At 55.3% G+C, this 24,072-nt stretch carries 21 protein-coding genes; 13 read left to right on the plus strand and 8 right to left on the minus strand.

The window, feature by feature from the left end; genetic code table 11:
* Nucleotides 1–1,788: 1,788 nt before the first annotated feature.
* On the minus strand, nt 1,789–4,248 hold the full coding sequence (locus FFV09_RS21455; protein ID WP_141449738.1) for a molybdopterin-dependent oxidoreductase: 2,460 nt from the start codon (nt 4,246–4,248) through the stop codon (nt 1,789–1,791).
* On the minus strand, nt 4,245–4,685 hold the full coding sequence (locus FFV09_RS21460) for a hypothetical protein (protein WP_141449739.1): 441 nt from the start codon (nt 4,683–4,685) through the stop codon (nt 4,245–4,247). The genes FFV09_RS21455 and FFV09_RS21460 overlap by 4 nt, the downstream gene beginning before the upstream one ends.
* A 175-nt stretch (nt 4,686–4,860) precedes the next feature.
* Here FFV09_RS21460 and FFV09_RS21465 point away from each other — a divergent pair, with 175 nt between their 5' ends.
* The 4 genes from FFV09_RS21465 (at nt 4,861) to FFV09_RS21475 (ending at nt 6,841) form a co-directional block, all read left to right on the plus strand.
* Nucleotides 4,861–5,499: a sugar O-acetyltransferase gene (locus FFV09_RS21465; protein WP_141449740.1), complete on the plus strand. Its 639-nt coding sequence runs from the start codon at nt 4,861–4,863 to the stop codon at nt 5,497–5,499.
* 89 nt (nt 5,500–5,588) lie between these two features.
* A complete protein-coding gene (locus FFV09_RS23915) occupies nt 5,589–5,756 on the plus strand; it encodes a hypothetical protein (protein ID WP_170315109.1) in 168 nt (55 codons plus the stop codon).
* A gap of 12 nt (nt 5,757–5,768) precedes the next feature.
* Nucleotides 5,769–6,125 carry an MmcQ/YjbR family DNA-binding protein gene (locus tag FFV09_RS21470; RefSeq protein ID WP_141449741.1) on the plus strand — a complete coding sequence of 119 codons (357 nt, stop codon included), beginning with the start codon at nt 5,769–5,771 and terminating at the stop codon, nt 6,123–6,125.
* A 125-nt stretch (nt 6,126–6,250) separates the two neighbouring features.
* Nucleotides 6,251–6,841 carry a GNAT family N-acetyltransferase gene (locus tag FFV09_RS21475; protein ID WP_141449742.1) on the plus strand — a complete coding sequence of 197 codons (591 nt, stop codon included), beginning with the start codon at nt 6,251–6,253 and terminating at the stop codon, nt 6,839–6,841.
* Between the two features lie 172 nt (nt 6,842–7,013).
* Here the strand turns inward: FFV09_RS21475 and FFV09_RS21480 are convergent, their stop codons facing one another.
* Nucleotides 7,014–8,447 (minus strand): DHA2 family efflux MFS transporter permease subunit, encoded by a 1,434-nt coding sequence (locus FFV09_RS21480; protein WP_141450574.1) that lies wholly within the window; start codon nt 8,445–8,447, stop codon nt 7,014–7,016.
* Nucleotides 8,448–8,724: 277 nt separating this feature from the next.
* Here FFV09_RS21480 and FFV09_RS21485 point away from each other — a divergent pair, with 277 nt between their 5' ends.
* From FFV09_RS21485 to ric, 3 genes are all read left to right on the plus strand, one after another.
* Nucleotides 8,725–9,309, plus strand: coding sequence for a TetR/AcrR family transcriptional regulator (locus tag FFV09_RS21485; RefSeq protein WP_141449743.1), 585 nt, complete (start codon nt 8,725–8,727; stop codon nt 9,307–9,309).
* 18 nt (nt 9,310–9,327) lie between these two features.
* Complete coding sequence (locus tag FFV09_RS21490; protein WP_246098406.1) at nt 9,328–10,122, plus strand: RNA ligase family protein; 795 nt, start codon at nt 9,328–9,330, stop codon at nt 10,120–10,122.
* A gap of 114 nt (nt 10,123–10,236) precedes the next feature.
* Nucleotides 10,237–10,947, plus strand: coding sequence for an iron-sulfur cluster repair di-iron protein (gene ric / locus FFV09_RS21495; RefSeq protein ID WP_141449744.1), 711 nt, complete (start codon nt 10,237–10,239; stop codon nt 10,945–10,947).
* A gap of 142 nt (nt 10,948–11,089) precedes the next feature.
* On the opposite strand, the gene FFV09_RS21500 is transcribed toward ric, so the two are convergent.
* From FFV09_RS21500 to FFV09_RS21510, 3 genes are all read right to left on the minus strand, one after another.
* Nucleotides 11,090–12,277 carry a DUF4179 domain-containing protein gene (locus FFV09_RS21500; RefSeq protein ID WP_141449745.1) on the minus strand — a complete coding sequence of 396 codons (1,188 nt, stop codon included), beginning with the start codon at nt 12,275–12,277 and terminating at the stop codon, nt 11,090–11,092.
* Nucleotides 12,264–12,797, minus strand: a complete 534-nt coding sequence (locus FFV09_RS21505; protein WP_141449746.1) for an RNA polymerase sigma factor — start codon at nt 12,795–12,797, stop codon at nt 12,264–12,266. The genes FFV09_RS21500 and FFV09_RS21505 overlap by 14 nt, the downstream gene beginning before the upstream one ends.
* Before the next feature lie 279 nt (nt 12,798–13,076).
* Complete coding sequence (locus tag FFV09_RS21510; protein WP_141449747.1) at nt 13,077–14,414, minus strand: aldehyde dehydrogenase; 1,338 nt, start codon at nt 14,412–14,414, stop codon at nt 13,077–13,079.
* A 206-nt stretch (nt 14,415–14,620) separates the two neighbouring features.
* Here FFV09_RS21510 and FFV09_RS21515 point away from each other — a divergent pair, with 206 nt between their 5' ends.
* From FFV09_RS21515 to FFV09_RS21535, 5 genes are all read left to right on the plus strand, one after another.
* The gene (locus FFV09_RS21515; RefSeq protein WP_170315110.1) at nt 14,621–15,241 is read left to right on the plus strand and encodes a TetR/AcrR family transcriptional regulator; all 621 of its coding nucleotides are present in this window, start codon (nt 14,621–14,623) and stop codon (nt 15,239–15,241) included.
* Nucleotides 15,242–15,268: 27 nt separating this feature from the next.
* Nucleotides 15,269–16,306 carry a hypothetical protein gene (locus FFV09_RS21520; RefSeq protein WP_141449749.1) on the plus strand — a complete coding sequence of 346 codons (1,038 nt, stop codon included), beginning with the start codon at nt 15,269–15,271 and terminating at the stop codon, nt 16,304–16,306.
* Between the two features lie 59 nt (nt 16,307–16,365).
* Nucleotides 16,366–16,944: a hypothetical protein gene (locus FFV09_RS21525; protein WP_141449750.1), complete on the plus strand. Its 579-nt coding sequence runs from the start codon at nt 16,366–16,368 to the stop codon at nt 16,942–16,944.
* A gap of 26 nt (nt 16,945–16,970) precedes the next feature.
* Complete coding sequence (locus FFV09_RS21530) at nt 16,971–18,002, plus strand: hypothetical protein (protein ID WP_141449751.1); 1,032 nt, start codon at nt 16,971–16,973, stop codon at nt 18,000–18,002.
* Between the two features lie 218 nt (nt 18,003–18,220).
* Complete coding sequence (locus tag FFV09_RS21535; protein ID WP_141449752.1) at nt 18,221–18,859, plus strand: hypothetical protein; 639 nt, start codon at nt 18,221–18,223, stop codon at nt 18,857–18,859.
* A 96-nt stretch (nt 18,860–18,955) separates the two neighbouring features.
* Here FFV09_RS21535 and FFV09_RS21540 read toward each other — a convergent pair whose 3' ends face one another.
* Nucleotides 18,956–21,079 carry an S-layer homology domain-containing protein gene (locus tag FFV09_RS21540; protein WP_141449753.1) on the minus strand — a complete coding sequence of 708 codons (2,124 nt, stop codon included), beginning with the start codon at nt 21,077–21,079 and terminating at the stop codon, nt 18,956–18,958.
* 155 nt (nt 21,080–21,234) lie between these two features.
* The gene (gene hcp / locus FFV09_RS21545) at nt 21,235–22,875 is read right to left on the minus strand and encodes a hydroxylamine reductase (RefSeq protein ID WP_141450576.1); all 1,641 of its coding nucleotides are present in this window, start codon (nt 22,873–22,875) and stop codon (nt 21,235–21,237) included.
* Between the two features lie 405 nt (nt 22,876–23,280).
* Between hcp and FFV09_RS21550 the strand changes: the two genes are divergently transcribed.
* A complete protein-coding gene (locus tag FFV09_RS21550; RefSeq protein WP_141449754.1) occupies nt 23,281–24,063 on the plus strand; it encodes a hypothetical protein in 783 nt (260 codons plus the stop codon).
* Nucleotides 24,064–24,072 lie beyond the last annotated feature (9 nt).

Below are 24,072 nucleotides of genomic sequence, written 5' to 3' on the forward strand. Positions count from 1 at the left end.
TGTCGCACTTATTTGCTGAATAGAGAAGCTGTTCGCCGAAATAACTGTAGATCCGCACTTAATCTGCGGCCCAAGCGACTGACTGCATAGCGCACATAAAGAGAGGAGCGTTTGCCCCGGCGGCAGACGCTCCTTTTCGATTTGCTGTTTGATTTGCTGTTTGATCGACTACACGATGAATCCACTTTGTCCTCTTCTATGAGGCAGGGGAGTTGACCAAAATAACCGCGCGGAGGCAACAAAGCGACAACTATTGCCGGCTGGGGTAGACCTGGTCCACGAATAACTGCGTTACGACAGCTATTTGCATCGGAAACGGAGTTAATGCGCGAATAGTTGCGTCACTACGATTATTTTCACCGGAAACGGAGTGAATGCGCGAATAGCTGCGTCACGACAGTTATTTGCACCGAAACTGGAGTGAATGAGCGAATAATTGCGCCACGACAGTTATTTTCGCCCAAAGCACCTTTTGAGCCGCCGAAAGAGCTAATTAAGTGTCCTGTCGCAGTTACTTGCCGATTCGAGAAACCGTTCGCCGAAATAACTGCAGATTCGCACTTAATCTGCGACCCAAGCGACTGACTGCATAGCGCACATAAAGAGAGGAGCGTTTGCCCCGGCGGCAGACGCTCCTGTTTGATTTGCTGTTTGATCGGCTAGACAATGAACTCACTTTGCCCTCTTCTATGAGGCAGGGGAGTTGACCAAAATAATCGCGCGTAGGCAACACAGCGGCAACTATTGCCGGCTGGGGTAGACCTGGTTCACGAATAACTGCGTTACGACAGTTATTTGCACCGGAAACGGAGTTAATGCGCGAATAGTTGCGTCACTACGATTATTTTCACCGGAAACGGAATGAATGGACGAATAGCTGCGTCACGACAGTTATTTGCACCGAAACTGGAGCAAATGAGCGAATAGCTGCGCCACTACAGTTATTTTCGCCCAAAGCGTCCTTTGAGCCGCCGAAAGAGCTAATTAAGTGTCCTGTCGCACTTATTTGCCGAGTCGAGAAGCTGTTCGCCGAAATAACTGCAGATCCGCACTTAATTCCCGTTCCAAGCGACTGACTGCATAGCGCACATAAAGAGAGGAGCGTTTGCCCCGATGGCAGACGCTCCTGTTTGATTTGCTGTTTGATTTGCTGTTTGATTTGCTGTTTGATCGACTATACGATGAATCCACTTTGCCCCTCTTCTATGTGGCAGGGGAGTTGACCAAAATAATCGCGCGGAGGCAACAAAGCGACAACTATTGCCGGCTGGGGTAGACCTGGTCTACGAATAACTGCGTCACGACAGTTATTTGTACCGGAAACGGAGTGAATGCGCGAATAGTTGCGTCACTACGATTATTTTCACCGGAAACGGAATGAATGGACGAATAGCTGCGTCACGACAGTTATTTGCACCGAAACTGGAGCAAATGAGCGAATAGCTGCGCCACTACAGTTATTTTCGCCCAAAGCGTCCTTTGAGCCGCCGAAAGAGCTAATTAAGTGTCCTGTCGCACTTATTTGCCGAGTCGAGAAGCTGTTCGCCGAAATAACTGCAGATCCGCACTTAATTCCCGTTCCAAGCGACTGACTGTGTATTGCACCTAAAGAAAGGAGCGTTTGCCCCGATGGCAGACGCTCCTTTTTGATTTGCCGTTTAATTTGCCGTTTAATTTGCTGTTTGATTTGCCGTTTGATTTACTTTCTGATTTGCCGTTTGATCCAAAGCAGCATGAACCGATTTTGTCCTTTAAACAATGAATTCACTTTGCCTCTAAGTCCCCGCCTCAATCCCCGCCCTGCTCCTTCATCTCCGTCCGCTTGAAGTCGGTCCGCTGCGGGGAGTAGGGCTGGATCGGCACGTTCATCATGGAGATGGGAACTTCCACATGCTGGCCGGTCTGGATGCCGTAAGGCGTGTCCATGCGGTTGACCCTGAGCAGGTCGTCGACGCTCAGGTTGTACTGCTCGGCGATGTAGCCGAGCGTCTCGCCGCTTGCGACGAGATGCGGCTTGCGCAGCTTCTCGATCCGGCAGGCGGACTGCTTGAACGTCGGCTGCTTGGACAGCGGATCGACGAAGTCCGCCGTCAGGTCGTTCGCGGCCTGATTGCTTTCCCAGCTGCCGAAATGGAACGGCACGAACAGCAGGCCGCGCTGCACGGCGTCGCCGATCTTCGCCGGCACTTCGATCCAGCCGCGCGGCGAGACGACGCGCACGACTTCGCCTTCGATCAGATCAAGCTCGCGGGCGTCGTCGGTATGGATCTCCACGTAGCCGTGCGGAGCGGCGGCTTGCAGATACGGCGAGCGGCCCGTTTTGGTACGGGTATGCCAATGCCAGACGAGGCGGCCCGTCGTCAGCCACATCGGGAAATCGCCGCCGGGCTGTTCGGACGGCGGGTTGTAGCGGGTCGCATGCAGAATCGCGCGCCCGTTCGGCTGCTTCGCTTCATATTCGACCCGGGTCAACGCGCGCCCGGTGAACTGATCTTTCGTATAGCTCTGCGCGTATTCCGGCCGCGTCGGAAACTTCAAGTCTTCGTACAGCCGCGCCGTGCCTTCCGGCTTCTGCGCCGTCGTCGGCCAGCGCAGGCCGTTGTGACGCTCCAGCTTCGCGTACGTCATGCCCGTCATGTCGCACGGGCGTCCCGCCGAGACGGTCTTCCATTCTTCGAACGCTTCTTCCGGCGTACAGTAGCCGATGAGCGGCTGTCCGTCTTGGTCGCGGAAATCCATACGCCGCGCGAAATCGAGCAGGATGTCGAGATCGGTCCGCACGCCTTCCGGCGGGTCGACCGCTTTGCGCAGCAGATTGATGCGCCGGTCGGCGTTCTCCATCGTGCCTTCTTTTTCGCCCCACATGGCGGCGGGCAGCACGACGTCCGCGACTTTGGACGTCTCCGTCAGGAAATGGTCCTGCATAATAACGAACACTTTTTCGAGTGCCGCCCGGGCCCGCTTGCGGTTGGGCAGAGAAACGAGCGGATTGGTGCCGATATTCCAGAACACGTCGATCTGATCCTGTTCGATCATCTCCAGCTGTTCTTCGATCCCTTTCTCGGGACCGGCCGGCAGATTCATCGGATCGACGTTCCACAGCCGGCCCATATCGTCTAGATGCTGCGGATTCATCGGATTGCGGTTGGCCGGATACGTGCCGACGCCGCCCGCGGTGCGGTTCGCCGACGAACTCGGCTGTCCGGCCATATGCAGCGGTCCGGAGCCGGGACGGCCGATCAGGCCGCGGGTCAGATGCAGATTGTTGATCGCCACGCAGGCGGTCGTCGCGTCCGCGCTCTGGAAAGCACCCTGCAGCGTCGTCGTGACGAGCGAAGGCGTCTCCGACAGGATGCGGCCCGCTTCGAGCAGCGTATCGACCGGAATGCCCGTCACTTCGGACGTTCGCTCCGGCGTCCATTCGCTAAGCGCGCCGGACATGTCCTCGAAGCCGATCGTATGCGCGGCGATAAACGCTTCGTCGGCCGCGCCGTTATCGAGCATGATCCGCAGCAGCCCGTTCAGCAGCGGCACGTTGGTGCCCGGACGAAGCTGCAGATGCAGGTCCGCGCCGCGCACGGTCAGCGTGCGGCGCGGATCGACGGCGATGATGAACGGCTTGCCGGTACGCGCTTTGCGGTCCATGATGCGCTCGTGCAGCACGGTGCCGGTCTCGGCGACGTTATGCCCGAACAGCATCAGCGTGTCGGTCTCGTCCACGTCGTCGTAGGAAGCGGGCGTGCCGTCCGCGCCGAACGATTGCAGCAGGCAGAATTCCGTCGTGGCCGTGCACAGCCGCGTATTGGCGTCGAGCAGATGCGTGCCGATGCCGGCCCGGCCGATTTTGGCAATCGTATAGTAGTCTTCGAGGAACGCCTGCCCCGTCGAATAGATCGCGACGCTGTTCGGCCCTTTTTCCGCGATCGCGCTTTGCATTTTCCGCACAATCAGGTTCATCGCTTCGTCCCACGACGCCGGCACCAGTTCCCCGAACTCGTTGCGGATCAGCGGGGAGAGCAGACGGTCGGGGCTTGCGTTGGCCTGCCATTGATGCTCGCCTTTGGGGCCGAGGCGTCCGCGGTTGATCGAATGGCTGCCGTTGCCGCGGATGCCGACGATCTGCTCGTCTTTGACCGCGATCTCGCAGCCGCAGCCGACGGAGCAGAGATTGCACGTGCTGTACACCCAGCGATCCACTTCGCCCTGACTGTACACGTTCATGTCGATGCGTTCTTTTTGCCAGCTCATCGGGAACCTCCGGTCTGCGGCTGCGGTTGATAAAGCGCCGGGATAACGAACTTGATGTTCGCCGCGCCGTAGATCCGCTCCATTTCCGCCGCCGCTTTTTTTAGAGTGCTTTTCATGCCGGGAAAACGGTTCTCAAGCTTCGCCGCTTCCTCCGAGTCTTCGTGATCCATCCAATCCACCGCGCGGAGCCAGGCCCGGAACGTCGATTCGACGATCTCGTCGTTCAGGTAGATGACGGAGCAGTCCGTTTTGAACGTATCGAGTTCCGCGTCGCCGCCTTTGAGTAGGGGCAGCATACGCTCGAACGCCCCGCGTTCTTCTTCCAGCGACGTACGGAACAAATCGACGAGAGGATGCGACATTCCTTCCGTCTCGCCCAGCACCGAGATGACTTCGGCCTGGACGTTTGCAAAAAGATCATGCAGCTTATCGCTCATAAGATCCTCCTTGGCGCGTGATGTTTGGGTACAGGTTTACATACCCTTTTTGGAGAAGGATAACACGGACAGCGACGGACCTTGACAGTGGAAAAACAAACGCACAAACTGGAAAAAGATCTGTGCAGCCCGATCCAATCCGATGAAGCGGCTGCACGGCGAGGGAGGCGTACCGATGCATATATCCAAGCCTGTATCCGGACAGGGCAGCGAACAGCGAAGCGAACAGACGGAAAAAGAAAAAGCGGCCGCCGGACTGCTCTACGACAACAACAACGACCCGCAGCTCGTGCGCGAGCGCAATTTGTGCAAATCGCTTTGTTTCGAGCACAACCAGCTTAATCCGCTGCGGCTGGCCGAGCGGGAAGCGAAGATCCGCCAGATCGTGGCCCGCGCCGACGGGGCGTTCGTGATCGAACAGCCTTTTTACTGCGACCTCGGCTACAATATCGAGTTCGGACAGAACTTTTTTGCCAATCATAATCTGATCATCCTCGACGCGGCCAAAGTCATCTTCGGCGACAACGTCTTTATCGCGCCGAACTGCGGCTTCTACGCGGCGGGCCATCCGCTCGACGTCGAGCAGCGCAACCTTGGGTTGGAGTATGCGTACCCGATCACGGTGGAAGACAACGTCTGGATCGGCGGCAGCGTCGTCGTTCTGCCCGGCGTGACAATCGGGGCCGGCAGCGTGATCGGCGCGGGCAGCGTCGTCAACCGGGACGTCCCGCCGGGCGTCGTCGCCGCAGGCAACCCGTGCCGGGTCATCCGCGAGATTACGGAAGCGGACCGAGGCCGATACAAGCGAGCCTGACGAAACGGCATTTTCTCGTTCAAAGGGCTGCTGTGCGGGTTAATGGACAGTAAGGAACGGATCAGACTGGCCAAAAAGGAGGAAATCCGATGCGAAAAAGATGGAGTATGCTGTTTGCGGTCGGTGTGCTGTCGGTCGTTATGGGCTGCGGGGCCGACAACGGAGACGACGACATGGACAGCAATATGGAGAACCACGATATGAACGACATGGATGACAACAACGATACGGATGACAATAACGACGGTAACGACTGACGGAGGACTATCATGCACAAGCAGGAACTGATCGACCGCTGCCTGGAACTTCCGGGCGCGTACGAAGACTACCCGTTCGACGAGAGCTGGACGGTGATGCGCCACGGCGGCAACAAAAAATCGTTCGCCCTCATCTACGAGCGGGAAGGCCATCTGTGCGCAAATCTCAAATGCGATCCGATGCGGGCCGCCATGCTGCGCGACCTGCACGAGGAGATCCGGCCCGGCTACCATATGAACAAAGAACATTGGAACACCGTCATTGCGGACGGCGCGCTTGGCGAAGAAGACATTCTGGATCTTGTCCGCCACAGCTTCGAGCTGACCCGTCCCAAAATTCGGGGCAAGCGGCAGCCGGCGGATTTTTGAATTTTATTTGAATCTTGTTTGAACCCCGCTTAAAACTTGTCTGCCCCCGTGCCCCAAACGCAAACTGGCTCTTTTACGGCGCTCGCTTTATTTATATACTGATATTCAAAAAGGAGCGACGCCTTATGGAGATTACGCCGGTTGCGCTGGTCGGGAAGCGGGCCCGAATTCAGCCGATGGAGGAGCGGCACGCGGAAGCGTTGTTCGAAGCGGGCCGCGACCCGTCGATCTGGACGTATATGCCGATGTCTATCCGTTCTCCGGAACAGATGCGGGAGCTGGTGCGCCAAGCGCTTGCGGCCAAAAAAGACGGCAGCGAGTTCCCTTATGTCATCGTTGATCGGGAGTCGGGAAAGGTCGTGGGTAGCACGCGGTTTCTGGCTATTTCGCGGCCCAACCGCAGTCTGGAAATCGGCTGGACATGGCTGTCTCCGGCTGTCTGGCGGACAAGCGTGAATACGGAATGCAAATTTCTGCTGCTGCGGCACGCGTTCGAGACGCTGGGCGCGATCCGCGTGCAGATCAAGACGGATCGCCGCAATCTGCGGTCCCAACAGGCAATCGAACGTCTCGGCGCGACAAAAGAAGGCGTGCTGCGCAAACATGTCATCCTGCATGACGGGTATGTGCGGGATTCGGTGTTTTACGCTATTTTGGACGAAGAATGGGCAGCGGTGAAAAGCGGGTTGGAGCTTAAACTGGCGTCCGTCGATTAGCGACCGTCCCGTTTAAGCGCAGGCGCAATCTGCGATTCGGGTCGGTCTGGGCTTTCGGACTTTGATCTTTAAAATTTTGGTTTTTAAAATAGAGCACGCAAAAAACGGCCCTCCTGTTGGAGGGCCGTTTTTTTATAGTGCCGAGAACTCGAAAGTCCGAAAGGCAGGACGCTTAGACTTCCGCCGTCTTTCTCTTGTCTCCATGCACGACGACCGTCTCTTCCGTGCCGCGCTTCACGTTCTTGATGAAGAACGAGAGGAGCAGGCCGACGACGCCGATGCCGACGATGACGACGTAAGCGTCGTTGATGCCGGAGATCTGCGCCTGAACGGCGATCTGCGACGGATCGGTGCCGCTCTGCATCAGGTCGGCCGCATGGCTTTTCGCGCGGTCGGACATGACCGTCACGAGCAGCGAGGTGCCGATCGCGCCGGCAACCTGGCGGGTCGTGTTGCTGATCGCCGTGCCGTGCGCGTTCAGGCGTGGCGGCAGCTGGTTGAGGCCGGCCGTCTGAAGCGGCATCATCATGAACGCCATGCCGATCCGGCGGGCGGTGGACATGAGGACCAGATAGTTATAGCTGGTCGTGTCGGTCAGGTTGATAAAGCCGAGCGTCGTGGCGATGACGATCGCCATGCCGATAATCGTCAGCCATTTGGCGCCGAACTTGTCGAACAGCCGTCCGGTGATCGGCATGAGCAGGCCCATAAGCAGCGCACCCGGCAGCAGAAGCAGACCGGATTCAATCGCCGTATAGCCGCGGGCGCTTTGCAGATACAGCGGCAGCAGCATCATGTCCGCGTACATGATCATCGTGACCGCGATGCTGATCACGATCGTCAGCGAGAACATGTTGAATTTGAACGCGCGCAGGTCGAGCAGCGGCGTCTTCATCTTGAGCTGGCGCACAGAGAAGGCGACCAGTCCGATTAAGCCGACAGCGATCATGATCAGCACTTCGGCGCTGGACCAGCCGAGGCTGCCTGCGCGGCTGAAGCCGTACAGCAGCGCGCCGAAGCCGATCGTGGACAGAACCACGCTCAAGGCGTCGAACTTGACGTTGACGCGTTCGCCGACGTTGCGCAGATAGATGAAGCCAAGCACGATGACGATGACGGCCAGCGGAATCATGGCGTAGAACATCGTTTCCCACGAGTAGTGTTCCAGCGTGTAACCGGCAAGCGTCGGTCCGATCGCCGGAGCGACGATAATGGCCAGACCGACGAGGCCCATGGCCGATCCGCGTTTCTCGGGCGGGAACAGGGCCAGGATGACGTTCATCAGCAGCGGCATGATGATGCCGGCGCCGGCGGCCTGGATCAACCGTCCGGTCAGCAGCATCGGGAAGTCGCCGGCGAGCGCCGACACGACCGTGCCGACGAGGAAGATCATCATGGAAGCCTGGAACAGCTGACGCGTCGAGAACTTCTGCATCAGGTAGGCGGTGATCGGAATCAGCACGCCGTTAACGAGCAGATAGCCGGTCGTCAGCCACTGCGCCGTCGCGGCCGTAATGTCGAAGTCTTTCATCAGCTCCGGTGTGGCGACGCTCATCAGCGTCTGGTTCAGGGTCGCCAGGAAGGCACCCAGAATCATGATGAACATGATCGGTCCTCGTTTGGCCGATCCGGTGTTGATGGTAGGGGTACTGCTCAATTTTTCTCCGTCCTCTCATTCTGGGCTAGACTTTTTTTACAACGTGTCGGATAATCGACATTGCATAAACCAGATTATAGTCAAGGACGGACCCTTCTTACAAGCTACACTTTTTTCGTAAATGTCGATTAGTTTGCACAAGTCCGCCAGAATGTTGTTTAAAATTTGAATAATATACACAAGTTCGTGATGTGTAAATAAAAACATATGAAAAGGAAGCGCAACCATGACCGAACCGAAGAGCGAATCGAAACAGAAACGGATCGACCCCCGAGTGCTGCGCACCCGCCAACTGCTGAAGGATGCCCTGATCGAACTCATGCAGGAAATGGACGTGGACAAGATTACCGTCAACCGGATCGCGGAGCGGGCGACGATCAACCGGGTCACCTTTTACCTCCATTACAAGGATATTCACGACATGCTGGAGACGATGGCTGACGAAATGGCGCGGGACGTGGAGCGCGTCATGACGCGCACGATCGAACAGCACCGCAGCGGCACGAACGAGATGATGCTGCTCGGCCTGCTCGAACATATCGCGGCCAACGCCGACTTTTACAAAGTGATTCTCGGAGCGCGCAAAGCCCCGATTTTTCACGAGCGGCTGCTCAACGTCTTCGTCAGCAAGATCACGGCGGGAATCCGGGACATGCCGGTCAAGAACAGTCAGGTCCAGCCGGACGTTGCGGTCTGGTTCGGTTCCGCCGCCCTGATCGGCACGATCGGAGGCTGGCTGCGCAGCGATATGCCGTATACGCCGTCGTTTATGGCCAAGCAGTTCGCGCTGCTGTTTCGAATCAATTCGTAACGAAGAGGAGACAGGAACATGAACAAGAACATGGATTTGCACAAAATCAATTCGTTGACCAAATACCCGAGTATTTTGACGTATCATCAGCTGGGCGAGAAAGGGCGGTTGAACGAGGCGCTGACCGAACCGGCCGGATTCGGCGCGGCGGAGCACTTGTACGTCTACGAGAAGGTCGATGGGGAAAACTCCAGAATTATTCTGCTGAGCCAACCGTCGGGCGAAATCGATTACCTGATCGGATCAAGAGAAGAATTGTTGTACGCCAAAGGAGACCGGGTCGGCAATCCCTACGGCAATATCGCGGAATTTCTGCGGCCGGTCGCCGAACGGATCATCGCCGGGCTGGCGCAGTCCGATCCCCGTGAATGGGCGCTGACCGTGCTGTATCAGGAATCGTACGGCGGCAAGACCAAAGCGTCCAGACACTATTCGGATAACAAAACGCAAAACTACCGGGTATTCGACGTCTTTTCGCTGGACCGGGAACAACTGGACGCCATGCTGGCGCTGCCCCAGGAGCAAATCGCAAGCTGGCGTGACCGCGGGAATCAACCTTTTTACGACGAAACTGCCAAAAAAAATCTGACCGACCTTCTTAATCTACAGACGGCGCCGCTGCTGGATCAGATCGACCGCAGTGAATTCCCGGTGTCTTTTGCCGATACGTTTGCTTATATGCAAAGATTCGAACAGACGCAGGTCGGTATGGAAGTCGCCGGGAGAGCGGAAGGGCTTATCGTGCGGACCGTCGATCGCAGTTGGATTCGCAAGATCCGGTTCGAAGATTACGAGCGGACGTTTAGAAAATAATACTTGTGAAAAAAGTGCTTGGAATCACAAGTCCGCTTCCCGCACCCGCCTATACTGAAGAAGAAATCGACGCCGGATCTCGGCATTCATCTTCATATACGGGAGGAAACGATCATGACTACCAAGCAACACGCATTCAACGCAGACACCTGGGTATCGGACATTGTCAGCCGGCAGCCGCGTACGGGCGACCTGTTCCGCGAGCTGCGCATCGACTTTTGCTGCGGCGGCAAAATGCCGATCCGGCAGGCGGCCGAACAGCGGGGACTCGACACCGCGGAAGTGCTGCGCCGGATCGAACAGATCGACGAGCAGGCGGCCCAACACCGGGAGATGCAGCCGGCTTCGCTTGAACCGCAGGAACTGATCGCGCATATCCAGCGCAAGTATCACGAGGCGCTGCGTCAGGAACTGCCGGCGCTGACGCCTTACGTGACGAAGCTTGCACGCGTGCACGGCGGCAGCCGGCCTTATCTGCTGCGGGTGCAGGAGATCTTCTCTTTGCTCAAAAAAGAGCTGTTGGAACATACCGAAGACGAAGACCGGAACGTGTTCCCGCTGCTGGAAACGTATTTCCGCAGCCCTGCCGCAGACACCGCGCAGGCGCTTGAACCGTATCTAAACGAACTGGAAAGCGAACATGCGCAGGCCGGCGAGCTGCTTAAGGAACTGCGCGAGATCACCGGCGATTTCGTGCCTCCGATCGATGCCTGCGGCACGCACCGCCTCGTGCTGAACCGCCTGGAAGCGCTGGAAAAAGACACGTTCGAGCATATCCATATGGAGAACAACATCCTGTTCGAAGAAGCGCGTAAAGCCATCTAAGGCAAACGCGAATACGTGCCGATTGAAGCTTGTCTGCCAAAAGAAACCGAAAAAGGCTCCGCGAGTTTGTACTCGCGGAGTTTTTTGGTCTTGCACGGAAGGTGAGGGCGGACGGCTGTCGAAGTTGCCGGCACCCGCCGCTTTACTTGGCGGCCGCGGATTGCAGATCGATCCGGATCTCCAGCCCTGTCAGATACGTCTTCGCCGTATCTCCCGCGCGGCCTGCTCCGGTCCCCCGGATATACGGCTTCACGACGATGAACTTCGCCCGGCTCAGATCGGCGCCGTAGTTGGACGTGTAGGTCATCTTGCCGTCTACGAGCGAGCCTTCGCCGCCTACGACGTCGAGCGTCTGCCCGCGGTCGTCGACGATATCGTAAGCGCTGCGAAGCAGCGCCGCTTCCCGCTTGGCCGCCGAAGCGGACCGGTCGCGAAGCGAGAGCGACGTGCGGAGCTGCACCGTCGACGCCGTCACGTCGAGCGTATCGATGCTCAGCGCATAGCGGTCGTCGTTTGCGGACGGCCCCGGATTCAGGTGCAGTTCGCGGCCTCCGTCGATTCGCTCGAACGGAACGGTCACGCTCAGCGGCTGCGGCTGGCCGGCAATCGAGATCGAGATTTTGCCGTCGAAGCGCGTGCCGAGCTGCCGAATCTGATCCGTATTCAGCGGCAGGTTCATCAGCACGCCGTACGTGTCGCCGCCTTGATGTTCCGGCGTATCGTAGAAGACGCCGTCCAATTCGCCGATGCCGTCCAGCTTCACGTGTACCGTCTGCATGTTTTCTTCCAGTTTGCTTGCGCTTTGAATGCCCGGCACCGTCAACTCGACAGCAAAAGCGATTCGCGTCCCGTCGAAGATCGTCTCGCGCACGTTCAGGCGTGCGCTGCCGGACGTGGCGGCCGCGTCGACGAGCGATCCCTGATGGCGTTCGCCCGCGGTGCGCAGTCCCGCATCGTTTTCCATTTGGCTGAACAGGCTGCCGATGACCGGAAGGTCGCGGATCGTGTCCGCCATCGCCGGCGAGACGAACCCGGAAGCGAACAGCCCGGCCGAGAGAACGACGACCGAAGCGGCGACGGCGGCCGCTTTGCGCAGGGCCGTACCCGGACGGCGTCCGGCCTTCGGAGCTTCGATTTCTCTGTCTGCCGTGGCGGAACGCCCGTGCATCGTCGCGGCGGCCGCCGAACTGTTATTCGTCGCTGCCGCAGCCGGGAGAGACGCGTAAGTCGCCTCCAAGCGGGAACGGACAAGCGGGGAGACCGGCACGGAGGTCCGGCCAACCTGTTTCAATTCGTATTCCAACTGCTGCTCGGCGTTAGATCGATTCATAATGCATACTCCCTTTCGGATTCGATTTGAATTTTTGCATGAGAGCGGCCCGGGCCCGCATCAACCTCGTTTTGACCGCGCTTTCGGTCAATTCCAGCATCTGCGCCGTCTGCGCCACGCTCAGGTCTTCGAAATAGTGCAGAATGACGACCGTTCGCTGCTTCTCGTCCAGCCGGTCGACCGCGTCGCGCAGATCGATCCGGTCATACTCGTTGGCAGGGGAGGCGGTGATCGGGAAGTCGGAGACGGATACCGTACGTTTTCGGCCTCGCAGCAGCGTATTGCATTCGTTGATCAGGATGCGGAACAACCACGTCCTGAAATAATTCGGCTCCCGCAGGGAAGGCAGCGACCGATATGCTTTCAGCACCGTTTCCTGCATGGCGTCCGCCACGTCTTCGTCTTTTCTCAGCATGGACCAGGCCATCCGGTGCAGCGCTTCTTCCTGCTGGCGCATCAAAGCGACGAAAGCGTCCCGGTCCCCGTCTCTCGCTCGCCGAATCCATTCTTCGTTTTCCATGCGGCATCGTTCCTTTCTGGGCGTGTCTTGTTCTTTTTGGGAAGTGAAGATAGACATTAGATGGGCGAAGCGGCCGTTCGGTTACATCGGATCTTTCGTATGGGATAAAAAAATAGACGCCGCAGCAGGAGGCAGGCCCGGCAATCAGAGCGACCTATGCGCGAAAAAACGCAAAAAAACGCGGTCTCTTCGCTGCTTGGCGAAAGACCGCGTTCGGTGCAAGGGGAGAAGATGAGAGGGAAGAGAAGCGGGGAGGCAAGGCAAAGCGGCAGGCGAAACTTATACGCTGCGCACGAGCATCGACTTGTGGTGCGAGAACGTCTCGAAGCTCTGGCGGCCGTGGTACGAACCCATGCCGCTTGCGCCGACGCCGCCGAACGGCAGCTCGTGCGAGCTCATATGCAGCAGCGTCTCGTTGACGCAGCCGCCGCCGAAGGAGACCGTATTCAGCACGAGATCCTGCACTTCCTGGTCCCGGGTGAACAGGTACAGCGCAAGCGGCTTCGGCCGATCGACGATTTGTTCCAGCACGGGGTCCAGCTCGGTATAGGTCATGACCGGCAGAATCGGACCGAAGATTTCGTCCTGCATCACCGGGGAATTCCAGTCGATGCCCTGCAGCAGCGTAGGTTCGATCAGCCGCTGCTCGCGCACAGTGCGTCCGCCGAGCAGCGCTTCGCCGTCATTCAGGAAGCGGCTCAGCCGGTCGAAATTGCGGTCGTTGACGATATGCGGGAAGTCCGGATTCTGCGTCACGTCCGCGCCGTATTTGTCTTCGATCTCAAGCTTGATTTCGCGCAGCAGTTCTTCTTGCACGTCTGCATGGACCAGCAGGTAATCCGGGGCGACGCAGGTCTGGCCGGCGTTCAGGAACTTGCCGCGAACGAGGCTTTGGGCCGCGCGCTGCAAGTTGGCGTCTTTGTGCACGATCGCCGGGCTTTTGCCGCCCAGTTCGAGCGTGGTCGGCGTCAGATGTTCCGCGGCGGCGCGCATGACCACTTTGCCGACCGGCGTGCTGCCGGTGAAGAAGATATAGTCGAATTTTTCGCGCAGCAGCTCCGTGCTCGTCTCGACTTCGCCTTCCATCACGGCGACATATTCGTCCGGGAAGCAGGCGCGGATCAGGTCGGCGCTGAGCTTCGAGACGGACGGCGTCAATTCGGACGGCTTGAGCACGGCGCAGTTCCCCGCGGAGATCGCGCCGACCAGCGGAGAGAACGCGAGTTGGAACGGATAGTTCCACGGCGCGATCACGAGCGCGACGCCGTAAGGCTCGGGGTGAATCGCGCTTGCGCCGCCGGCAATCTGTTCGGAAGTCGGCACGACGCGCGGAGCGGCCCACTGCTCCAGATTCGCAAGCGTGTAATCCAGTTCGCCGAGAACCAAACGGATCTCCGAGCTGTAGCCTTCGGCTTCCGATTTGTTCAGGTCGGCACGCAGCGCGGCCAGAATGCGCGGTTGGTACTCTTCGATGCCCTGCCGCAGGCGCTTGAGCGCCTCGATGCGGTACGCGACGCTTTTCGTTTGACCCGTACGGAAAAAGCGGCGCTGCCGCAAAACGAGATCGTGCGCGGAAATCGAATCGGTCAAAGAAGCGGTGTTCGGTTGAGTCGTCATGGAAGTTCAATCTCCTGTCTATTGAGGTTTCTTTTTAAATTTCTAACAATTAAGTTGTATTCAATGTATAACCAGTATAAAACGAGTTGAACTGTGCTACAATGGTCACGTTATACACGATCGGGGCTTATGCCTCATATGGAACGAAGCTGTGGCGAATATCAACCCGAAATCGTATATCCATACCGGAAAAGGAGCGTGTCCCCATGCCCGATCCCTCACAAGAAATGCCCAAACGCCCCGATCCGCGGGTCACGAGAACGCGGGAGCTGCTGCGCGGCGCCTTTTTGGAACTGTTGGAAGAAAAGCCGTACGAGCGGATCACGATCGCGGATATTACCGGGCGGGCAACCGTGAACCGCAAAACGTTTTACCTGCATTACGAGACCAAAGACCATCTGCTGCGCAGCGTAACCGACCATATTCTGGACGATTTGTTCGGCGAAGCGAGAGAGTCGCAGCCGCGCGACCTGTCGATCGAGGAGCAGCAGCGCTATATCGCCGGCCGTATTTTTGCGTACGTCAAAAAACATCGCTCCTTTTTCGAAGTGATGTTCGAGCGCAAAGCGATGACGGACTTCGTCCAGTACATGAAGCGTTATTTTGCCCGTTTTTATGAAGAGAAGTTCGCGAACCTGGACGAGAGCCGGCTGCCGGTGCAAAAAGACGTCATCGCAAGCTATATCGGTTCCGCTTACGTTGGCGTCATTCACGGCTGGATCGGCGGAGGCATGCAGCAGACGCCCGAAGAAATGACGCGGCAGATGATCGAGCTCAACGTGCAGGGCCCGATTCGGATGGTGCGGGATGCGCAGAGCCGAACGTAAAACCATAATCTATTCAGGGAGGTCTCTATGCGGCTAAAAGAACTGAAAGAGAGCATGCTGGTTCCCGATCGCGAAATCCTGCTCAACCGTCTGGTCACAATCAACAATACCGAAGTTCTGCTGATTTCGATCACGTCGGAGCAGCAGAGGCATAAATTATGGACGCTGCGCAAAATTCCGGATTACCTGTATGAAGAACAATCGGATTGCGAGCCTCAAGAACCTCTTTCTAATCGTGATCGTATCCAGCTTTATTTGCAGGGGGATACGGTTTTTGACGACCAGGAAGATTACATCTCCAGGATGGTCATTCAAGGCCAGCTTATGACGTTCAATGGTATGGAGGCGCGTTTTTGCACGGAGCAGGACCACGACACTTATATGAGGCTTCAGCATTTTGTCGAAAAGGGGCTGGACATCTCCTTCTTTGCGGAAGCCGAGTTGGACCGTTTATTTCTGACTGGTTACGAGCAGGATGCATCCGAATCTTTCCCGGATCTGGATTTGGACAAAGAGCTGGAGATCAAGTTAAAATTCAATCGTACTTTTCGCAGAATCCCTGTGCAGATCGAACCGATCATACTGGAATTCGGCGGTTCGAAACAAAAAATCAAACGGTATTTTTACGATCACATTCACGAGGAAAATCGGTTCTTTTACATTCGCGGATGGACCCACTACGATATCTGGAAAGAATCCGAAGAACTATTGTCCAGGCCTTCCTCGCCGGGATTTACGGATGAACAATGGCAGCAGGTCAAAGATCAACGTCTCCAGAGTCTTCAAGCGACTTGTCCCGAAGGAAAGAACCTGGCCCTGATCGAATACGAGGCGGAAGGCAATATCGAATTGGATTTTTATGCGAGAAGTTATTTGGACGCCAAACCTTCGGCATCATATGGATTGGGTATGTCCATGTCTTTCAGATCTGATCGCGAAGGAACCTATGAATTAAGGAGTCGAAAACACATGATCGCTGCGGTGGAGAAAAAGTTTAGAGGTGACCTTGTTGTCGAGTTGCTGTCGTATACCGCGGAGTTCCCTGAAATAACGATCCAGTTGTAAATGAAAAACGTACAACCAAGCTGCATTTTCATTTAAATAAGAATAAAAGGGCTGATCAAATGGGGGAAATTGGCGTTTTGAGTGAAGTTGTAACGGAGCTTTGCTATTTGACGTTCACAATGAGAAGAATAGGAATACTAGCCGTTTCAGAAGAAGAAGTAGAAAAGCAGCTGCAAAAAACGGTTTCTCCGGAAATCGCCCGTTTTATTAAGGATGGCATTAAAATTTTAAAAAGAGGTTATATGTTTTCTCCGACGCTGAAAATGTATTTTGAAGCGAGGATGCTTGAATGTATTCGAAATCCAAATATAAGTGCAGAAGAATTAAAGGCGATCCATTACAGTATTTATCTTTTTGAATATTGTCAACAAGCAGACTTGAAGGAAGTCATCCGTTATTCCGAAATCATTTTGGATTTCGAGTATTCCAAAGAAGAACTCTTTTTCTGTTCTTCTGAAGACGTAGTGAAAAGAGTAAGAGGGACACTGGTTTTTCTTGGAAGTAAGGATTGCGATCATATAGCCGTCGATCGAAAGACATTTGAACAGTATAAAAGCGAAGGATGGAAACATCATACTCGTGACTGGAATATTTTAAAAAAAGAGGATATTGATAAGCTTTTGGATGAGCCTCGTTAAAGTCAAATTCAATCAGGGAGGTCCCTATGCGATTAAAAGAACTGCAAGAAATGATGCTAATCCCCGATCGCGAAATTCTGCTCAACCGTCTGGTCACAATCAACAATACCGAAGTTCTGCTGATTTCGATCACGTCGGAGCAGCAGGGTCATAGACTGTGGATGCTGAGCCGAATGCCGGAAACGCCGGATACGCAAGAAACGGTGTACAGATCCGAAGAGCCTCGTTCAAATCGGGAAAAGATCCAGCAGCAAACCGATTTTGGACATCAAGAAGATTTTATTTCCCAAATGATCATTCAAGGCCAGACCTTGACGTTCCATTCGTCGGAGTCCAATTTCATTACGGAACAGGACTTCGGAGCCTATATGAAGCTGCAGCATTTTGTCGAAAAAGGGGCGGATTTTACAAGTTTTGCGGACGTTGAATTGAACCGCTTGTGTCTGACCGTCAACGAGCAGGACCCGTCCTTGCCTTTCCCGGACTTTGATCTCGACAAAGAGCTCGATATCACGCTGAAGTTCGACGGTACCGTTCGCAGCGTCCCTGTGCAGATCGAACCGATCGTGCTGGAATTCGGAGAGGTTCAGCCAGCAATCCAGTATTCGTTCCACGATTCTGTTCACGACAAATCTCGTTTCTTCTACATCAACGCCGTGACCCGCTACGATATTTGGCAAGAAGCGTTAACAACCTTCGAAAAACCGATGCCGCAGGGATACACGGACAAAGAATGGCAGTCTTACCAAGATCAATATAGGGAAAGCCTTGAATCCGCGTATTCCAAAAATGAAGAGCTGGTTCTGGTCGAATACGAATCCGAAGATAACGTGCAGTTGAATTTTTATGCACAAGATCATTTGGATGCAAAACCTCGATCCCGATCGGGGAGTGGTGATCTGGCCTTGTTTTTCAAATCCGACCGGGAGTTGGGACCCCATGGTTTAAACAGTCGAATCGGCATGGTGGGTCCGGTAGATAAAGAGTTTGGCGGGAGCGTCACGATCGAACTGCTGTCTGGTTACGTAGAGCTGCCGGGAAAAACGATCAAGCTTTAAAAAGCTGCGCCTCTTATAATTTCAAAAGGTTCGTCGGGTTCGGCTCGGGGAATAGGGATGATCAAAGGCGCTTCAAGAGAAGGCGTGGCACTGATTTCTATGAATTTGGCGTACGGCCAATACTTAGTTTATCGTGTGTTTAAAATGAAAATAAGGACTTAAAGACCGAATCTTTACTATCCATTAGTAAAAAGGAAAACGTAAATGGAGGCAAAACAATGAACCAAATAGGTATTTTGGGAGTGGTACATAACGAAGAACTGCGGATGCAGCACGGGCTCACACTGGAGACAATTCAGGCGCTCATTCTTGAATTCGATCCGGACGTAATCTGTGGGGAAGTGCTGCCGGCGAGCTGGGAAAAATACAGACAGAACCCGCTTGATCGGGCATACTGGGGAGAACCGCCGAGCGAATATTACGAGCTGATTTTGCCATTGTGCGAAGAGAAAGGATACGCGTTCGAGCCGATCGATTGGGTGGAACTCGACGTATGGAACGATTTCGATCCTATGCGGCACTATTCGGGGGAAGAACGGGCCGACCTTGAGGCCGAGTCGGACAAATGGTGGGACAAGCAGCTTACGGCGGCGGGAAAAGGAGAAATCGCGTTCAACTGCGCAGCTTTTGACGAAACGACAAGCCTGAAATATAGATGGCTGGAGCAGTTGGACGCCGAAGCGCATGTATTTCGCTGGACGGGGAGACACATCATTATGATGCAGCGGATCAAGAATGCGATCAAGCGGCATCCGGGCAAGAAAATGCTGTGTATCGTTGGAGCCGATCATAATCATGTGCTGAACGAGGAGCTGCGGAAGCTGGAGCAAGTTGAAGTCATTTATCCGCTTAAATAAATATTTAACATAATGAAAAATTCACAATAGAAAAACAACAAAAACCAGAAAAAGAGCCGACCGAAAAATTCGGCGGCTCTTTTTCTGGTCTTTTATTTAAGGTTGAACAAGGGAAGGAATCGCAATGGTGAATTTACCGGTACTTGTATCGATCGGTCCTACGGGTATTTCGGAAGGAGATAGAATAAGGAACGGACTGACGGTAAGAATGACTCCTTCATCAGGGATAAAAGCATGATCTCCCAAAGTGATCATGAGGGATGTCGCGAAGTCCGGGGAATAGCTACTATTATATCCCGAAAACTCAAGCTTGCTTCCTACTCCAAAAGTATAGCTCGAATTTACCTCTTTTAACGCCTGTTCGAAATTTTGCATGGTTTGAGCAGTTCCAGCAGGTAATTTAACTGCGGTGCCATAAGTAAAGGCTAAGGTAATGCCCTGTCCGGGCTTATAACTGGTGTCTTGTGGGACATACACGTCTGTAAGCATAGGTTGTCTCTGATCGATCGTAAAATACGTGGATGTTTTTTGACCGGCATAATCCATGATCGTCAGTTTGTAAGAGCCGTTTGCCGTGATTGGGCTGCCCAGCTTGTAATTGGTTACCGGATAAGTGTATTCGTAAGGATGTCCTTGAATATATGAAATGTCTGTCTCGAGATTTCTCTCCAACATCACGCTTTTCAGATCTCCGTCTTTGGAATCCGGAGTCAAAGGGCGGGGCGAAAACAACTGGTTCTCTGGTTGAGCAATCGTAGGCACCGCATCCGTAAATACGGGAGCCGGATCCGTTACCGCAAAAGCTTCGGAAGAGACCGGCTGGCCGGTTTGCCCGGAAGCGTCGATCGGCGTCACTTCGAAGATGATTTTTTTGCCGGCGTCCGCGACCGTCAGGATATACAACGTACTGGTCGCCCCGCTGATCTCTACTTTCGAACCGTCGCTTTCTTGTCTGTACCATTTGTAGGTCGAGCCTTGTTCCCGGTCGAGATCGATATCCTGGAACGAGTAGCTGCCGTTAATCCGTTGGCCGACTTCAAAAGTGCCTTTGATCGTGACCTCGGTAGCGTTCGGCGCATGCACAACTGGTTCGGCCGGCAGCACGGTGAAGGAGGAACTTACCGCATAAGCCAGGCCGATTTTACCTGCAGCGTCGACAGGCGTCACTTCAAAAGCAATGCCGTGATCCGCGTCTTCCGCAACCAGCGTATAGGTCGGGCCGGCGCCGACTTCGGTGCGTTTGCCTTGGAGGTCTACGCGATACCATTTGAGCGACGTTCCTTGTTCTTTGTCCTGCTCGGCATCTTCGAACAGATATCCTCCGCTCAACTTTTCGCCGACTTTGAGCTTGCCGCTGATTTTCAAATGCGTCGCTTTGGGCGCGGCGTTCTCAGGCTCGGGAACCGGGGTCGGCTCCGGTACAGGGACCGGTGTTGGAGCCGGAGTCGGAACCGGCGTCGGGTCCGGGATATAGACCGGTATCGGGTCCGGTGTCGGAACGGGCGTTGGAGCAGGTGTTGGTACAGGCGCGGGAGGAGGAGCAGGCGTTGGAGCAGGTACCGGAACCGGTGCGGGAACCGACGCTTGTTCTTGTTTGACCGCATAAGTACGAATCGCGACCATAGCGGCTTCTTGACGCTGCGTGCGCACGGTAGGTTCGAACTTGGAACCGTTACCGACCATCAGGCCGGACTTGATCGCGCTGGCTACGTAACGAGCCGCCCAATCATGTATGGTATCGGCATCTTCGAATTGGCTCAGAGATGCAGCGTTGGCTTCCAAAGGCAGGTTGAGCGTCTTGACGATCACGATCGCGAGCTGCTCGCGCGTGAGAAGCTGCTTGGGGTTGAAGCGTCCGTCGCCGGTGCCGAGCATGATGCCGGCTTGCTGTACCGCTGCGATATAAGGCGCGCTCCAGGCGGTAGCGGGTACGTCTTTGAACCGGGTATCCGTATCTTCGTTCAGAGGCAGTTCCAACAGATTGACGATGATTTTTGCCATTTCTTCCCGGGTGATCTGATCGCTCGGCCGGAAGTTTCCGTTCACGTCTCCGGCAAACAAGTTCAATAATTTGGCTTGGGTAATCGCATCCCGGGACCAGGTGGCCGCTTTGTCCAAATCTTTAAAAGCCGGTGCAGGCTCTGCCGCGAACGCGGTCAATGGGGAAGTCAGGCTCGTTGCGATTAGCAAAGAGGCTATCATTTTTTTGCTGGAATTCAATCTCTGTTCCTCCTTAATTTTAAAACTACCCTTTTCTTATCGGTAGGCGGAAAAAGATTTTTTAGAGCAATAATATTTTTTTGAAGATAACATGTGAAAAAGCGCCGATCGGTATTCCCGATCCGGCGCTTTTTGGGTGGGTTCTCTTTTCCCAGTCAAACTTCGAGAAATCTCTTCATATCGTCTTCGACGTTCGTAATTCCGCCGATTCCGAAGCTGTCGATTAGCACCTGCGCGACATTCGGAGACAGGAAAGCCGGCAGAGTCGGGCCGAGATGAATGTTTCGGATCCCGAGATGCAGCAGAGCCAGCAGGACGATGACCGCTTTTTGCTCGTACCACGCGATGTTGTAGGAGATCGGCAGATCGTTGATATCGTCCAGGCCGAACGCTTCCTGAAGCTTCATCGCGATCACGACGAGCGAATAGGAATCGTTGCACTGTCCGGCGTCGAGCACGCGCGGAAGACCGGCAATCTCGCCGAGATCGAGCTTGTTGTATTTGTATTTGGCGCAGCCGGCGGTCAGGATGACCGTGTCCTGCGGCAGTTCGCGGGCGAAGTCCGTGTAATAATTGCGCGATTTCATCCGTCCGTCGCAGCCGGCCATGACGAAGAAACGCCGGATCTCGCCGCTCTTGACGGCTTCGACGACCCGATCGGCGACGCCGAGCACCGTATGGTGCGCGAAGCCTCCCGTAATCTCGCCGGTCTCGATCTCTGTCGGCGGCGGGCAGGACCGGGCCTGTTCGATCAGCGCGGAATAGTCTTTCGGTGCGCCGTCCACTTCGTCTGAAATATGTGCCACGCCCGGGTAGCCGGTATGGCCGGTCGTGTACAACCGCCCGATATAGCTATCTTTGGGCGGCACGATGCAGTTGGTCGTCATCAGGATCGGGCCGTTGAACGATTTGAATTCTTGGGTCTGCTTCCACCAGGCGCTGCCGTAATTGCCGTAGAAATGCTCATACCGCTTGAACGCCGGATAGTAGTGGGCCGGAAGCATCTCGCTGTGGGTGTAGACGTCAATGCCCTGACCTTCGGTCTGAATCAACAGTTCCTCCAGGTCTTTGAGATCGTGGCCGCTGATCAGGATGCCCGGCCGGCTGCCCGTTCCGATCTTGACCTTCGTGATCTCGGGATGGCCGTAGGCGCCGGTGTTGGCTTTGTCGAGCATCGCCATCGCGTCAACGCCGTATTTGCCGGCTTCGAGATTGAGCGCGACGAGGTCGGCGGCTTCCAGCGTATCGTCGAGCGTCGCGGCCAGCGCCCGGCGAACGAACGCGTCAAGCGCCGGATCGATCTCGCCCAGCTGGCCGGCATGGTAGCTGTAGGCGGCCATGCCTTTGAGTCCGTAGGTCAGCAGTTCGCGCAGCGAACGAATGTCTTCGTTTGCCGTGCGCAGCACGCCGACCGTCCACGCTTTGCCGTCGAAGCCGTGCTCGTCGGCTGTCCATACGGCGGCGTCGGGCAGAGAAGCGGAAGCATGGGGGAACAGGGAGCCGCGCAGTGCCCGGACTTCGTCCCGCAGTTTCAGCGCTTCGCTATTTTTGCATACAAAATAGTCCCGGTCGAAGTTGGCGTTCGTAATGGTCGCAAACAGCGAATCCATGATGAACAGTGACACCCGGCGCTCCAGTTCGGTCGGCAGATCGAGATCCAGGCTGAGAAACGAGAGGCCTTTGAGCGTGTAGATCAGCAGATCCATCAGATTGGCGACGTCATGCGGCTTGCCGCATACGCCGACGACGGTGCAGCCCGTTCCTTGGGACGCTTCCTGGCATTGAAAACAAAACATGGACGGCGGGGCGATCTCCGATGCGGCAGGCTCTGCGATCAAGCGCGCCGGGCGGGGGTGGATGGTCATAAGATGAAATTCCTCCGATTCGTATGGAAATGACGGGATGTGTGCGCGTATCCGTAAGCCTATGTGTTCATTGTAAAAGGTTAAACAGATAAGCTTGTGATTCCGCGCACAACAAACCCGGCGACTTTGTGAGCGGAGAGAGGAGAGGAGAAAGCCTAAAAAGAGAGTAAGATTATAAAAAATATTTAATGTAATGAAAAATTCACAATAATAAAACCAAAATCAAAACCAGAAAAAATTAAAAAGAAAACCGCGTGCCAACTAATCCGTCCGACGCAGCGTCTACCTCCACAAGGAACAAACCTCATTCCTATTCAAAAGAACAGGCGGTGAAGCATGGGCAGCAGATACGAAGCGGTACGAGAATTGGAGCCGATCATCCGGCAGGTGATCGAGAAGCTTGAACCGGATAAAGGTCCGGATGAGCAAGAGCGGAGGGATGCGGCGGCAAATACGCTTGCTTCATTGGACCGCCGGGAACTATGGGTGATCGAGACAGTACGGGAGATCGGTTTCAGCGGACGCGGCTGCCGAACCGTGCATACCGGCGAGCCGGGTGGGTTTACGCTGGAATTTTTTGCCGTGCCGATCGAAGAGAGCGTCGACGAGCTGCTGAAGCGATACGCGGAGCTGCTCGAATATCAAACGGAGAAGCAATTCATTACCCGTTTGACCCGCTATCGCGGGGTGTCGGCCGAGCTGGAAGAAGGACTCCGGCTGCTGACAGAACTGCATCACGACAAAGATGACAAAGCCTCCGGGCCCTGGCCGGAACCGGCGTCATTGGAGCCGGACCCGACCATGCCGACGGAGATTGTCCTGTTGGGAATCTTCGATGATTTTCCTTCGGCGTACGCGCTTCGTGAGGATCTGGTACGGCAGCTTCCGGAATTGCAGTTGAAGTTTGACCGATGGTTGGGAGGGTTGAATTACGTCAGCCCGCTGCACCAGCTGTACGAAGAGTATTCGGAAGAAGGCGAGTTGATGGACCGTGCTTACCGCGCGCAGTACGGTGCCTCCCATTTCGTCGATTGGCTGAATGCCCGGTACGGACAGTATGTGGGCCGGGAAGTTCCGGTTCCGGCAAATAAGGCAGGGCTTACCGTACTGAATTTTTGAAAAAGAAGA

Origin of the sequence: Saccharibacillus brassicae, from assembly GCF_006542275.1 — a bacterium.
In the GTDB taxonomy this organism is placed as follows: domain Bacteria; phylum Bacillota; class Bacilli; order Paenibacillales; family Paenibacillaceae; genus Saccharibacillus; species Saccharibacillus brassicae.

Coding starts and splice junctions, on each gene's coding strand:
- FFV09_RS21535 (WP_141449752.1), top strand. CDS start 18,221: ATGAACCAAATAGGTATTTTGGGAGTGGTACATAACGAAGAACTGCGG.
- FFV09_RS21490 (WP_246098406.1), top strand. CDS start 9,328: ATGAACAAGAACATGGATTTGCACAAAATCAATTCGTTGACCAAATAC.
- FFV09_RS21460 (WP_141449739.1), bottom strand. CDS start 4,685: ATGAGCGATAAGCTGCATGATCTTTTTGCAAACGTCCAGGCCGAAGTC.
- ric (WP_141449744.1), top strand. CDS start 10,237: ATGACTACCAAGCAACACGCATTCAACGCAGACACCTGGGTATCGGAC.
- FFV09_RS21455 (WP_141449738.1), bottom strand. CDS start 4,248: ATGAGCTGGCAAAAAGAACGCATCGACATGAACGTGTACAGTCAGGGC.
- hcp (WP_141450576.1), bottom strand. CDS start 22,875: ATGTTTTGTTTTCAATGCCAGGAAGCGTCCCAAGGAACGGGCTGCACC.
- FFV09_RS21485 (WP_141449743.1), top strand. CDS start 8,725: ATGACCGAACCGAAGAGCGAATCGAAACAGAAACGGATCGACCCCCGA.
- FFV09_RS23915 (WP_170315109.1), top strand. CDS start 5,589: ATGCGAAAAAGATGGAGTATGCTGTTTGCGGTCGGTGTGCTGTCGGTC.
- FFV09_RS21530 (WP_141449751.1), top strand. CDS start 16,971: ATGCGATTAAAAGAACTGCAAGAAATGATGCTAATCCCCGATCGCGAA.
- FFV09_RS21475 (WP_141449742.1), top strand. CDS start 6,251: ATGGAGATTACGCCGGTTGCGCTGGTCGGGAAGCGGGCCCGAATTCAG.
- FFV09_RS21525 (WP_141449750.1), top strand. CDS start 16,366: ATGGGGGAAATTGGCGTTTTGAGTGAAGTTGTAACGGAGCTTTGCTAT.
- FFV09_RS21465 (WP_141449740.1), top strand. CDS start 4,861: ATGCATATATCCAAGCCTGTATCCGGACAGGGCAGCGAACAGCGAAGC.
- FFV09_RS21510 (WP_141449747.1), bottom strand. CDS start 14,414: ATGACGACTCAACCGAACACCGCTTCTTTGACCGATTCGATTTCCGCG.
- FFV09_RS21505 (WP_141449746.1), bottom strand. CDS start 12,797: ATGGAAAACGAAGAATGGATTCGGCGAGCGAGAGACGGGGACCGGGAC.
- FFV09_RS21470 (WP_141449741.1), top strand. CDS start 5,769: ATGCACAAGCAGGAACTGATCGACCGCTGCCTGGAACTTCCGGGCGCG.
- FFV09_RS21500 (WP_141449745.1), bottom strand. CDS start 12,277: ATGAATCGATCTAACGCCGAGCAGCAGTTGGAATACGAATTGAAACAG.
- FFV09_RS21550 (WP_141449754.1), top strand. CDS start 23,281: ATGGGCAGCAGATACGAAGCGGTACGAGAATTGGAGCCGATCATCCGG.
- FFV09_RS21515 (WP_170315110.1), top strand. CDS start 14,621: ATGCCCGATCCCTCACAAGAAATGCCCAAACGCCCCGATCCGCGGGTC.
- FFV09_RS21520 (WP_141449749.1), top strand. CDS start 15,269: ATGCGGCTAAAAGAACTGAAAGAGAGCATGCTGGTTCCCGATCGCGAA.
- FFV09_RS21480 (WP_141450574.1), bottom strand. CDS start 8,447: ATGTTCATCATGATTCTGGGTGCCTTCCTGGCGACCCTGAACCAGACG.